This is a genomic window from Curtobacterium sp. 9128 (genome assembly GCF_900086645.1).
Classification (GTDB): domain Bacteria; phylum Actinomycetota; class Actinomycetes; order Actinomycetales; family Microbacteriaceae; genus Curtobacterium.
This window is the reverse complement of the sequence record NZ_LT576451.1, coordinates 1,796,452-1,809,017: the sequence shown is the minus strand read 5'-3', so window position 1 is coordinate 1,809,017 and position 12,566 is coordinate 1,796,452. Positions and strand designations below refer to the sequence as shown.

General features: G+C 70.9%; 11 protein-coding genes. 8 read left to right on the top strand and 3 right to left on the bottom strand.

Features of this window, described 5'->3' with window-relative positions:
- Nucleotides 1-114: 114 nt before the first annotated feature.
- The 3 genes from QK288_RS08735 to QK288_RS08725 all read left to right on the top strand — a co-directional run bounded on the left by QK288_RS08735 (nucleotide 115) and on the right by QK288_RS08725 (nucleotide 3,661).
- The gene (locus tag QK288_RS08735; protein WP_281267411.1) at nucleotides 115-1,803 is read left to right on the top strand and encodes a sodium:proton antiporter; all 1,689 of its coding nucleotides are present in this window, start codon (nucleotides 115-117) and stop codon (nucleotides 1,801-1,803) included.
- A gap of 82 nt (nucleotides 1,804-1,885) precedes the next feature.
- Nucleotides 1,886-3,364 (top strand): ABC transporter permease, encoded by a 1,479-nt coding sequence (locus QK288_RS08730; protein WP_281267410.1) that lies wholly within the window; start codon nucleotides 1,886-1,888, stop codon nucleotides 3,362-3,364.
- A gap of 18 nt (nucleotides 3,365-3,382) precedes the next feature.
- Nucleotides 3,383-3,661: a hypothetical protein gene (locus QK288_RS08725; protein WP_281267409.1), complete on the top strand. Its 279-nt coding sequence runs from the start codon at nucleotides 3,383-3,385 to the stop codon at nucleotides 3,659-3,661.
- Here the strand turns inward: QK288_RS08725 and QK288_RS08720 are convergent.
- Nucleotides 3,658-4,179, bottom strand: a complete 522-nt coding sequence (locus QK288_RS08720; protein WP_281267408.1) for an 8-oxo-dGTP diphosphatase — start codon at nucleotides 4,177-4,179, stop codon at nucleotides 3,658-3,660. The two genes, QK288_RS08725 and QK288_RS08720, sit on opposite strands and share 4 nt — an antisense overlap.
- Before the next feature lie 64 nt (nucleotides 4,180-4,243).
- Here QK288_RS08720 and QK288_RS08715 point away from each other — a divergent pair, with 64 nt between their 5' ends.
- Nucleotides 4,244-4,594 (top strand): tryptophan synthase subunit alpha, encoded by a 351-nt coding sequence (locus QK288_RS08715; RefSeq protein ID WP_281267407.1) that lies wholly within the window; start codon nucleotides 4,244-4,246, stop codon nucleotides 4,592-4,594.
- 19 nt (nucleotides 4,595-4,613) lie between these two features.
- A complete protein-coding gene (locus QK288_RS08710) occupies nucleotides 4,614-5,504 on the top strand; it encodes an aminodeoxychorismate lyase (protein WP_281267406.1) in 891 nt (296 codons plus the stop codon).
- An 85-nt stretch (nucleotides 5,505-5,589) separates the two neighbouring features.
- Here QK288_RS08710 and QK288_RS08705 read toward each other — a convergent pair whose 3' ends face one another.
- Nucleotides 5,590-6,789, bottom strand: coding sequence for an amidohydrolase (locus tag QK288_RS08705; protein WP_281267405.1), 1,200 nt, complete (start codon nucleotides 6,787-6,789; stop codon nucleotides 5,590-5,592).
- A 111-nt stretch (nucleotides 6,790-6,900) separates the two neighbouring features.
- On the opposite strand from QK288_RS08705, the gene QK288_RS08700 reads away from it, so the two are divergent.
- Together QK288_RS08700 and QK288_RS08695 are read left to right on the top strand one after the other, a co-directional pair.
- Nucleotides 6,901-8,115, top strand: a complete 1,215-nt coding sequence (locus QK288_RS08700) for a Fic family protein (RefSeq protein ID WP_281267404.1) — start codon at nucleotides 6,901-6,903, stop codon at nucleotides 8,113-8,115.
- A 9-nt stretch (nucleotides 8,116-8,124) separates the two neighbouring features.
- Entirely contained in the window at nucleotides 8,125-10,293 is a 2,169-nt protein-coding gene (locus tag QK288_RS08695) for a S9 family peptidase (RefSeq protein WP_281267403.1), read from the top strand.
- Between the two features lie 408 nt (nucleotides 10,294-10,701).
- Here QK288_RS08695 and QK288_RS08690 read toward each other — a convergent pair whose 3' ends face one another.
- A complete protein-coding gene (locus QK288_RS08690) occupies nucleotides 10,702-12,231 on the bottom strand; it encodes a CYTH domain-containing protein (RefSeq protein ID WP_281267402.1) in 1,530 nt (509 codons plus the stop codon).
- Nucleotides 12,232-12,290: 59 nt separating this feature from the next.
- Between QK288_RS08690 and QK288_RS08685 the strand changes: the two genes are divergently transcribed.
- Nucleotides 12,291-12,563 carry a mycoredoxin gene (locus tag QK288_RS08685; protein ID WP_123653932.1) on the top strand — a complete coding sequence of 91 codons (273 nt, stop codon included), beginning with the start codon at nucleotides 12,291-12,293 and terminating at the stop codon, nucleotides 12,561-12,563.
- Nucleotides 12,564-12,566: the final 3 nt, after the last annotated feature.

The following is a 12,566-nucleotide window of genomic DNA, read 5'->3' as shown; positions in this document are numbered from 1 at the left end:
CGGGCAAGTGTCCCAGTCCGGAGCGTTCCGAGCAAACCCCGATCGGTCACCGGCCGTTCATGTCGACTGCAAACTCGTTCAGGTTCGGAAGCATTCCGATGGAAGAATGGGTCCATGGACACCGTCGAGCTCCTCATCCTGCTGGTCGGATCGCTCGCGGTGACCGGCTTCGCACGGGCGAAGGGGCTCCCCGCTCCGCTCCTCGTCACAGCGGTGGCGCTCGCGGCGTCGTTCCTGCCGGGGCTGCCCCCGATCGAGATCGACTCCGAGGTCATCCTCACGCTGATCCTGCCGCCGCTGCTCTACTCGGCGGCGCTCGACGTCTCGTGGCAGAGCTTCCGGACGTCGATCAAGCAGATCCGTCGTCTCGGCATCTTCCTGGTCATCGTCACCGCCCTCGCCGTCGGCCTGGCCGCGTACATCATCATCCCGGACATGGACTGGCCGGCGGCGATCCTGCTCGGGGCGATCGTGGCGCCGCCGGACGCGGTGTCCGCGGCGGCGATCGGCCGGAAGCTCGGACTCCCCCGTCGCGTCATGACGGTGCTGTCCGGCGAGAGCCTCATCAACGACGCGGCGTCGCTGACCCTGGTGCGGGTGTTCACCCTCATCGCCGCGGGGACGTCGCTCACCATCTGGCAGGACCTCGGCATCTTCGGGCTCGCCATCGGCGTGGGACTCGCCGTCGGTGGGGTCCTCGGCGTGCTCGTGCACTGGATCCGGCAGCGCATCAACGACCCGGTGGTCGAGACGATCATGAGCATCCTGCTGCCGTTCGTCGCGTACATCCTGGCCGAGGACCTCTCCGGGTCCGGCGTCATCGCGGTCGTCACCGCCGGCCTGTACATCGGGTACAACTCGCCGAAGGAGGGCTACGCCACCCGCCTGCAGGAACGCCCCCTCTGGACGAGCATCGACGTCATCCTCGAGGGCTTCGTCTTCGCGCTCATCGGCCTGCAGCTCAACACCGTCGTGCAGGACCTCATCAAGAGCGAGCGGAGTCTCGGGCAGACGATCACCGCGGCCGCCGTGGTCCTCGCCGTCGTGATCGTCGTCAGGCCCCTCTTCGTCTTCGAGTCCTACGTCCGCAACCGCTTCAACGGCCGATGGCTGCGACCGCTGCGGATCCGGCTGTCCCGCGGCCATCCCTCGTTGCGGTGGTTGCGCGGTTCCGCCGAGCCGAAGCTGAACTGGCGTGAGCTCACCGTCATCTCGTGGACCGGCATGCGCGGCGTGGTCACGCTCGCCGCCGCGGTCTCCGTCGTCGCGAACCCGGTCGACATCAAGGCACAGGACACCATCTTCGTGATCGCGTTCTTCGTGACGGTCGGCACACTCCTGTTGCAGGGGCTGTCGCTGCCGTTCGTGATCCGACGGCTCAAGGTGCAGGACCCGGCGGAGGGCGAGGAGGACATCCGCAGCGAGATGCGGCTCAACCAGCGCACGACCGAGGCGGCGATCCAGCTCCTGGACGACCGGAAGCCCGAGTGGTCCGCGCAGTTCGGCACCGACGCGGTGGAGGCCGTCGTCTCCCGGCTCAAGGCCCGTCTCGAGCGTCAGGCGGAGACCTTCCGACGCGACGCCGAGGAAGAGGAGTCCGAGGAACGGAACGCACCGGTCCGGCTCAGCGGCGCGCAGATCCAGGACATCCGGCGCGAGCTGCTCGACCGCCGTCGCGAGATCGTGCTCGAGGAACGCGAGCGCGGCAACCTCGACGAAGAGGTGATGCGCCGGGTGCTCGTGACGCTCGACGCGGAGGAGCTCGCGATGGACTCGGCCCAGGCGTCCCGCAGCCGCTCGTAGGCGGCCGCTCTGTCCGGGACGCGGTCAGCCGTGCGGCGTATCCTGGCCGGACCCGACACGAGAACCAGGAGCACAGCGCCGAGTGAGCACGCCGCGGAACGACGTCCCGAAGAACACCGACACCCCGGACCGTTCCGGTGGGGCGCAGCAGAAGTCCGTTCCGAAGCAGCGGACCACCCGCCCCTCCGCCCGAGGCACCAAGCCGCGTCGGGGTTCGAAGGTCGCCGGGTCCTCGCGTCCGAAGCAGCGTCGTCAGGCGCCCGTCCCGGCACCGCAGAAGATCAGCGCGTACCGCCGCTGGTACGGCACGCTGCACCCGTCGCTCCAGCTCATCGGCCTGCAGCTCTGGATGCCGCTGTTCTTCATCGTCGGCTTCTGCCTGTGCTACGTCTTCGCGTTCCACGCACCGCACCCGCACGACGTGCCGATCGCCCTCGTCGGCAGCGACCCCGGCTTCGTCGCCGCGGTGCAGAAGGCGCTGCCGGGCGAGTACGCCTTCCACACGTACGACTCCCTCGTCGCCGCCAAGCGGGACGTGATCGCCGGGTCGATGGCCGTGGCGTACGACCCCGCGACGAACGAGTTCTTCAAGGCGAGCGCGCACCAGTTCCAGGTCGCGAGCCTCGTCCCCGCGACGCTGTCGGCCGTGCTGACGGCGACCGGGGTGGCCACGCCGAAGATCACCGAGCTCGCCGCGCTCCCCGCCTACGACGAGTACGGCACCGTCGCGATGTACGTCATGCTCGCGTGGTGCATCGGCGGCTACATGGTGTCGATGTTCATCGGCATCATGGGCGGCCCGCTGCGCCACCGCACCAGGATGGCCGTCATCGTCATCGGCGGGCTCGTCATCTCGCTCATCACGAACACGCTCGCCGGGCCCGTCGTCGGCGCCATCCACGGCCACTGGATCGAGCTCGTGCTCATCGCGTGGGGCTGGATCGTGGCGATCGGCCTCGCCGTGAACGGCCTGAGCTACTTCGTCGGCCGGTTCATCGCCGCCCCCGCGATGATCTGCTTCGTCTTCCTGTCGATGCCGTCATCCGGTGGCGCCTACCCGAAGTGGTTCATGCCGGAGCCCTTCGCGTGGCTCAACCACGTCGTGGTCGGCTCGAGCATGGTCGACATGATCAAGCACCAGATCTACGGCGTCGGCCCGGGTCCGGCGCGTGGGCTCATCACGATGGGCTGCTACGCAGCGGCCGGTCTCGTGCTCATGTACTTCGGCAAGAAGTGGTGGGAGCACCGCCGCATCCGCGCGATCGTCACCGGGCGCACGACGATGTTCATGGACGCCCAGACCGCCAACCGCGAGTTCCTCGGCAAGCAGCGCGACGTCGAGCTCGAGCGCCACGGGCTGACCTCGACCGAGACGGGGACCCTCAAGGTCCTCCGGGACGACGAGTTCTGGGAGGACGAACGCGCCGCGGGGGACGTCTTCACGGGTGGCCGCGACGGTCTCGAGAACGAGCCGCTGACGACCAGGACCATCCCCGTCGTGCGACAGCAGGTCCGGGACGACGAGGGCGAGCGGCAGCACAGCCGGCACGCCGCGCGCTGAGCGGTATCCTGAGGCATCATGACCCGTAGCGCCTGGCACCGACTCCTCATCACGCTCGTCGTCGTCTTCCTGGCGCTGACCGTGGTGTTCTACGCAGCGAGCGTCATCCTCGCCCCCGCGGACGGCCGGAACACCGCAGGGCTCTTCGTCGGCTGGGCGATGTTCTCGATGGTCGGCGCGATCGTGTTCGGGATCATCGACTTCTTCGTCCGTCCGCTCGGCGGCCGCAGCGGTGACGCCGACGTGATGGCCGCGGCCGAGGAAGCCAGGACCGGCAGCACCCGCACGCAGCGCTAGGCGTTCGGCGCGTCGACACCGACCCCGGTGAACCCGGCGACCGTGGCGTTGTCCTCGGCGAACGTGAACCGTGCCGCGACGGTGCCACCACGCAGCACCTCGGGGAGCCAGTACTTCGCGTCGTCCCACATCGCGTCGTAGGGAACGTCGTCGAGCGGGATCCACCGCGGTTCGAGCTCGTCGCTGGCGACCGGCGTGCCGGACCAGACCCGACAGACGAACACGTCGGAGACCTGGGACCAGGACGGCCGGAACGGGAACCGGTAGTCCAACGTGCCACGAGCCTCCAGGTCGGCCGGGTCGAGCCGCAAGCCGACCTCCTCGGCGACCTCGCGGACGGCGGTCTCGACCGCCGTCTCCCCCGGCTCGCGCTTGCCACCAGGGCCGACCACGCGGCCGCTCCCGAGCCCGCGGCGCTTCTCGCCGAGCAGCACCGACGGCCCGGGACCGTCGTCCCGGAGCAGGTACACGACGACGACGCGGGGGTGCTGGTTCTTCGTCTCGTCGCGCTCGGTCACGTGTCCAGTGTGGCCGATGATCTGGCGTACGCTCGTTCCATGGCAGGTGTGCTGCGGGGGCACCATGGCTGAGCACCGGAGATTCGGGCGCAGCCTCGAAGTGCTGCGTGCCGAGGCGGCGGAAGAGATCTCGATGATCGTCGAGCACCGCTCGCGGCAGGGCGACGACCCGTGGGAGTTCATGCCGATGCTCCCCACCGTCGACGAGCAGGTCGTGCTCATCCTCCGCGAAGAGGCCCTCGAACTCGACGCCGCGATCGGGCAGCGGAGTGCGCAGTGGTCGATGCACCCGGCGTCCGGCCACGGCACCCAGCTCGGTGAGGAGTACCACCGCCTGCGTCGCATCGCGCTGCAGCACCCCGAACTGACCGAGGCGGTCTGGAAGCTGATGGGCGCCCTACCGGAGCAGCGCTGACGTGGGGTTGGATGGCTGCATGACCGACACCGTGCTCGCCGTCCTCAACCAGCCCTCCCGCGACGCCGCGCCGCACGATCCGTCCGCCGACGCCTTCACGTTCGCGGCCCCGCTCGAGGAACACCTCCAGGTGCAGGACCTCGGCATCATCCGGGGCGACGGCGTCTTCGAGACGATCACTGTCGTCGACGGTCGCCCGCAGGCCCTCGAGCCGCACCTCGCCCGCTTCGAGCGGTCCGCCCGCATGCTGGACCTGCCGCTTCCGGACCTCGACGCGTGGCGCCGCGCGATCGAGGCCGTGTGCGCCGAGCTCGACCCCGTGCACGAGGCGTTCGCGAAGACCGTCCTCACCCGCGGCGTCGAGGGGTCCGGGCGTCCGACCGGGTGGGTGTACGCCGCGGCGTCGCCGGACTCGACCGCCGACCGGACCGAGGGCATCGCGGTCGTCACGCTCGACCGCGGGTACCGCCACGACGTGGAGCGCACCTCGCCGTGGCTGCTGCAGGGCGCGAAGACGCTGTCCTACGCGGTGAACATGGCGGCGCTCCGCGAAGCCGCCCGCCGCGGGGCCGACGACGCACTGTTCGTGTCGACGGACGGCTACGTGCTCGAGGGCACGCGCGCGAACCTGATCATGTCCGTGGGTGGTCGGCTCGTCACACCGCGCACGGACATCGGGATCCTCGCCGGCACGACGCAGGCGGACGTGTTCCGCTTCGCCGAGCAGGCCGGGATCGAGACCGCCTACGAACTCGTCACCATGGACGACCTGCGCGCGGCCGATGCGCTCTGGCTCGTGTCGAGCGTCCGGCAGGCGGCGCCGATCCGGCTGGTGAACGGCGATGAGGTCCCCGTGGACGCCGAGCTCACGACCCGCATCAACGACTTCCTGCTGGCGCGCGAGTCCTGACGCCGCACCGCCGGCGGTCGGACGGGAGGCTCGGATCGCGACGTGCGCGCACGTCGCGATCCGGGCCTCCCGTCCGTCCAGAGCGCTACCAGCGTGGTGTGGTGACGCCGACGCCGTCCGCCCACTCGAAGACCTGTCGGCCCTCGATCCAGACGCGCGTCGCGCGGCTCGTCGCATCGAGCGGGTCGCCTGACCAGAGCACGAGGTCGGCGTCGTAGCCGGGCTCGATCCGCCCGACGCGGTCACCGAAACCGAGGAACGTCGCCGGGTTCGTGGTGAGCGCTTCGAGTGCCGTCTGGCGTGGGAGTCCGTCCCGGACGGCCATCGTCGCCTGCGTGACGAGCATGTTGATCGGCACGACGGGGGCGTCGGTCGTGATCGCGACCCGGACGCCCGCCGCGGCGAGCGCGGCCAGGTGCGGGATGCCCCGGTCACGGAGCTCGACCTTGGACCGGCTCGTGAAGAGCGGGCCGTAGATGACCGGGATGTCCTTCTCGGCGAGGACGTCGGCGATCTTGTGCGCCTCGGTGCCGTGGTTCACGACGAGCCGGTACCCGAACTCCTCGGCGAGTCGGACGGCGGTCGCGATGTCGTCGTGGCGGTGGGTGTGCTGGTCCCAGGCGAGCTCGCCGTCGAGCACGCGGACGAGGGTCTCCTTGGTGAGGTCGCGCGTGAAGGGCTCGTCCTTCGCAGCGGCGGCGTCACGGGCGGCGCGGTAGTCCTGGGCCGCGACGAACGCCTCCCTGATCACCTTGGCGACCCCGAGTCGGGTGGACGGGGTCTGGCCCTTGTCGCCGTACACGCGCTTCGGGTTCTCGCCGAGGGCGCTCTTCACGCTCACGGCGTCGGAGATGAGCTGTTCGTCGATGGTCCGGCCGCCCCAGGTCTTGATGGCGACGGACTGACCACCGATCGGGTTGCCGGAGCCGGGCTTGACGACGATCGAGGTGATGCCGCCGGACAGGGCGTCGCGGAAGCCCTCGTCGTCGATGTCGACGGCGTCGATCGCGCGGACCGCTGCCATGTTCGGACCGGTCAGCTCGTTCGTGTCGTTGCCGGCCGGGCCGTTCGCCTCTTCGTGGATGCCAACGTGGCCGTGCGCCTCGACGAACCCCGGGACGAGCCATGCACCCGCAGCATCGACGACGGGCATCCCCGGCGGGGGTGTGACGTCGGGGCCGAGTGCCGTGATGCGTCCGTCCTCGACGACGACCGCTCCCCCGTCGAACTCGTCCGCCGTGACGGGGACGACGTGGGCACCGGTGATGGCGAAGGAGTTGGTCATGCGGTCCACGGTAGCCGTCGCCGCCGACACGACCGGCGAAGTACGACATACCGATTCCTGGCGCTCGCCGGCCGACCGTGTCTACCGTCGTCGGGACGGACGGAGACCGCAGTGCACCAGGACACGACGACACGGATCACCGACTGGCCGCGCCACGAGCGAGCCGAGCGGCCGTGGCGGAGCGGGGTGCGTGGACCGCGCGCCGACCGGCTCTGCACCGCGGTGACCACGTGGATCCCACCACGCATCGCGACCGCCCGGTACCGTGCGGCACCCGGCGACGACGCGCTGCTCGACCGGGCGGTCGCCGCGCTCCGACGGCTCGATCGCGAGCACGGCACGCGGATCGGCGCACTCGGCGGTGTCCTCGCCCGGACCGAGGCAGTGGCGTCCTCCCGCATCGAGGACGAGCACGCCGGCCTCGACGACTACGCCCGCGCCGTCGTCGGTGTCCGTGCGAACGACAGCGCGACCGTGATGGTGGCCGCGACCAGGGCGTCGGGCCGCCTCGTCACGGACGCGGCGTCCGGCACGATCACGGCGGACTCCGTCCGTGCCGCGCACCTCGACCTGATGCGGGACGACCCCCTGGACGGACGCGACGCCGGCCGGTACCGGACCGTCCAGAACTGGATCGGCGGTGGCAGCAGCCCGCGGCTCGCGACGTACGTCCCGCCACCACCGGACCTGGTCCCGGAGGCGATGGCGGACCTCCTGGTGTTCCTCGCCCGCGACGACCTGCACCCCGTCGCCCAGGCCGCGATCGCCCACGCCCAGTTCGAGTCGATCCACCCGTTCACCGACGGCAACGGGCGCATCGGGCGGGCGCTGATCGGCGCGGTCCTGCGACGCCGGGGTGTCAGCAGCACGACCGTGCCGATCGCGACCGCGCTCGTCGCCGACCGTTCCCGGTACTTCGACCACCTGGTGCGCTACCGGTTCGGGTCCGTCCACGACTTCGTCGCCGACCTGGCGATCGCGATCGGGACCGCCTGCGACGAAGCGGCACTCACGGCGCTGGTGCTCGACGAGCACGCTGCGGATGCGGCACGACGTCTGCCGTGGGACGTCGGCGCGCTGTTCCACGACCCCGTCATGACCGAGGACGACCTCACCGCCCTCGCAGCGGAGTCGGGCAGGTCGCCGGACGACCTGGCGATCGATCTCGAGCGGGCCGGCATCATCCGGTCCGTGACGTCCCGCCGCCGCCGACGGGCCTGGCTCGTGCGGGACGTCGCGACGGAGGTCGACGCGTTCGCCGAGCGCGTTCGATCCACCGTCGACATGGACCACCTGCGCAGGCGTCTCGACGTCGCTGCGGCCTAGGCTGGTGCGGTGAGCAGCGAGCACGGAGCGACCACCCCGCCCACCGCCGACAAGCGCCCGGTCACCCGGTCGCACCACGGCATCGACTTCGTCGACGACTACGAGTGGCTGCGTGACAAGGAGTCCCCGGACACCGTCGCGTACCTCGAAGCCGAGAACGCCTACACCGCGGCCGCGACGGACCACCTGGCCCCGCTGCGCGACCGCATCTTCGGCGAGGTCAAGGGCCGTGTGCAGGAGACCGACCTTTCGGTGCCGGTGCGCACGGGCGGGTGGTGGTACTTCACCCGCACCAGTGAGGGCAGCCAGTACGGCGTGCAGTGCCGGGCGCCGATCAGCGATCCGGACGACTGGACGCCGCCGTCACTCGACGGTGGCGCCGATGCCCTCCCCGGGGAAGAGGTCGTCCTCGACGGAAACGTCCTCGCCGACGGCCACGACTTCTTCTCGCTCGGCTCGTACGACATCTCCGACGACGGCACCCGGCTGGTGTACGGCGTCGACGTCGAGGGCGACGAGCGCTACACCCTGCACGTGCGGGACCTGACGACCGGGCAGGACCTCGACGACGTCGTCGAGAACACCGGGTCCGGTGCGACGTTCGACCCGTCCGGCCGCTACGTCTTCTACCCCACGGTGGACGATTCCTGGCGTCCCGACCGGATCTGGCGCCACACCGTCGGCACCGCCGCGACGGACGACGTCGTCGTCTTCGAAGAGCCCGACGACCGGTACTGGGTGGGCGTCGGGGTCACCCGGTCCTCGCAGTACATCGTGATCGAGCTCGGGTCGAAGATCACCTCGGAAGCCTGGATCCTCGACGCTGCCGACCCGACTGGCGACTTCCACGTGGTGTGGCCGCGTCGGGACGGCGTGGAGTACGAGATCGAGCACGCCATCGTCGGCGGCAGCGACCGGCTCCTCGTCCTGCACAACGACGGCGCTGAGAACTTCGAGCTCGTGGACGTCCCCGCCGACGACCCCACCTCCGAGACCGACCGCCGTGTCGTCGTGGCGCACCATGCGGAACGCCGCATCGAGTCCGTCGACGCCTTCGCCGGGCACCTCGCGCTCGAGTACCGTGCCGAAGCGCTGCCCCGTGTCGCGATCATCCCGATCGAGGGCGACGGGTTCGGCGATGCGCACGAGGTCCCCTTCGACGAGGCGCTCTTCTCCGCCGGCCTCGGCGGCAACCCGGAGTGGGACCAACCGACGCTCCGCATCGGGTTCACGTCGTTCGTCACCCCGTCAGAGGTGAGCGACCTGGACCTCGCGACCGGGCAGGTGACGGTGCTGAAGCGCCAGCCGGTCCTCGGCGGCTACGACCCCGCCGACTACGTGCAGGAGCGCGACTGGGCAACGGCTCCCGATGGCACGCGCGTGCCGATCTCCCTCGTGTGGCGTCGTGACGCCGTCGACGCTGGGACGCCGAGCCCGCTGCACCTCTACGGGTACGGCTCGTACGAGCACTCCATCGACCCCGGGTTCAGCGTGATGCGGCTGTCGATGCTCGACCGGGGCGTCGTGTTCGCGGTGGCGCACGTGCGCGGTGGCGGCGAGATGGGACGCCACTGGTACGAGAACGGCAAGACCCTCACGAAGAAGAACACCTTCACCGACTTCGTCGCGGTCGCCGACCACCTCATCGAGACCGGTCGCACCACGGCGGGACAGCTCGTCGCCGAGGGCGGCAGCGCGGGCGGACTCCTGATGGGCGCCGTCGCGAACATCGCCCCCGATCGCTTCGCCGGCATCCTCGCCGCGGTGCCGTTCGTCGACGCCCTGACGAGCATCCTCGACCCCGACCTGCCGCTCACCGTCATCGAGTGGGACGAGTGGGGCGACCCGCTGCACGATGCCGAGGTCTACCGCTACATGAGCGAGTACACCCCGTACGAGAACGTCCGCGACGACGTGCAGTACCCGGCGATCCTCGCGGTGACGTCGATCAACGACACCCGGGTGCTCTACGTCGAGCCGGCGAAGTGGACGGCCAAGCTGCGGGAGGTCGGTGCTCCGGTGCTCCTCAAGACCGAGATGGCGGCGGGCCACGGCGGGGTGAGCGGGCGGTACGCGTCCTGGAAGGAGCGAGCGTTCGAGCTCGCTTGGCTCCTCGACACGCTCGGTCTCGCCGAGGTCTCGCCCGCGGCAGCGACCGCAGCACCGATCGCGTCCTGACGTCCGGTCGGTCGACCTGCCGCCGGTCGGTCGTAGCACGGCCAGCGAACGAGTGCGCAGAAACGGCGACGCGCGGGCGCCCCAGGACGGCATTGCTGCGCACTCGATCGCGCCGAGGGCCTGTCCGCCGGTTGGTCGCAGCACAGTGAGCGACCGAGTGCGCAGAAACGGCGACGCGCAGGCGCCGCAGGACGGCATTGCTGCGCACTCGATCCCGCAGGGGGCCCGTCCGCCCGCCGGTCGGTCGGTCGCAGCACGGCGAGCGGCCGAGTGCGCAGAAACGGCGGCACCGGGGTGCCCCAGGACGGCATTGCTGCGCACTCGATCCCGCAGAGCGCGCGTCAGCCGACCGCACCGCACCGCACCGCACCGCACCGTCGCCCGGAGCGACACCGGCGGCGCACGCGCTCACACGCGGTTGAGCGCGTGCACCGCCTCGTCGTAGGACTCCTCGGCCAGGCGGACCCGGTCCCCCGCGAGCACGCCGTACCCGAACGTCCCCTCGCCACCGCGCTCGGCGATGCCGGCGTTCGTGCGCAGCGCGTCGAGTGCGTGCAGTGACCGCACGCGCTCGGTGAGGACGTCCGCTGCGGTGCCGATGCGCTTCCAGAGTGCGTGCGGGAACGCGTCGTCCCCGAGCACGTCCATCGCCATCCGGGCGCGCATCGTGCCCTGCCACGCCCGCTCGGTCGTCGCACGGTCGGCTGCTTCACGCTCGGCGGCGGTCTCGGACTCGTCGTCGGCGACCGCCGCGCGCACGAGCTCCCGGACCTCGGGCTTCACGACGGCGGTGACGTCCTGCGCGACGTGCTTCGGGGAGCGGAGCGCCCACGGCGTCGGCGCCGGACGCTCCACGGCGTCGTCGAGGGCGTCGAGGAGCTCGAGGAACGGCTCACCGTGCAGGAACGCCACGACGTCGCGCACCGCGTGGTCGCGCCGCTCCCGCGTCGACGCGAGGATCCGCTCGCGCGTCATCGCGTCGACGAGGTCGTCCTGCGCCGGCGTCGACGCCCTGGGCAGCCGGTCGATGAGGTACTCCGCGAGCGCCGCACGCGCCGTGACGTTCGCCAGGCCGTCGGCCGCCGAGGCGGCACGGTCACCCGCGTCGCCCGACGCGAACGCCGACCGGTACGTCTCCAGGATCGCGGCGATCTCGAGTGCCGTCCCGGCGGCGTGGCGGAGGTCGGCCGTGTCGCCGGAGCGGAGCCGGGCCTCCTGGCTGAGCAGTGCGGAACGCAGCTTGCGGAGTCGCTTGGTGAGGATCCGTGCGGTCGTGCCCTTCTCGGGCTTCTCCGCGGACTGGAGGCGCGGTGCCGGTGCACCTGCCAGCCCACGTGCCAGCTTGGACGCGACGGCGGCAGGGCCGGCTCCGACGGCGGCGAAGCGGCCGTCGAGCGACCCGAGGAACTCGTGGGCGATCTGCGGGTCGACGCCCTCGACGGTCTCCACCTCGACCTCGCGCCAGGTGCGCGGGTCCGCGGGGGCGTCCGCGTCGAGGCGCTGGGCGCTGACGCGGTCGTCAGCGAGTTCGGCGACCTGGTCACCGTCCTCGTCGAGGAGGCGGGTGACGGTCCGGGTGGTGGTGATGCGCACGACGGGGTGCAGTCCGCGGCCCCGGCGCTCGGTGAAGAGCGCGGCGAGGACGGCTTCGGGAACGGTGTCGGCGTCGTCGGTGAGGGGGAAGTGCTGCTCGTGTCGGACCGTGTCGGACTCGGCGCGCTTGATGTGCCAGCCGGCATCGGGTCCCCCGGTGCGACGGCGGACCGTCACGCGGGAGGCGACGAGGTCGTAGCGCTCGGTGTCCCAGTACGTGGCGTCGAGTTCGAACGGGTCCTGGTGGTCGACCTGCAGGATCCCTCCTGCCCCGATGAGGTCGGGGAGCTCGGCTCCGTCTGGAAGGTCGTACGTGCGCTCGATCTCGAGGTGCGTGTCCGTCACACGCTCTTGTCTACCAGCCCGTCCAGGGTGCGGAGGACCACGCGGGTTAGCCTGTGGACATGAGCGAGACGATCACCCGCGACGCGTTCGTGCCCGAAGCCGGCGCGGTCACCATGTTCACCACGACCTGGTGCGGTTACTGCGCACGGCTGAAGAACCAGATGTCGAAGGCCGGTGTGCCGTTCCGCGAGGTCGACATCGAGGCCACCCCTGGCACCGCCGAGCTCGTCGCCGAGGTGAACGGCGGCAATCAGACCGTGCCGACGCTGGTGTTCCCCGACGGCAGCACCGCGACGAACCCCTCCCTGGCCGAGGTGCAGTCCCGCATCTGAGCG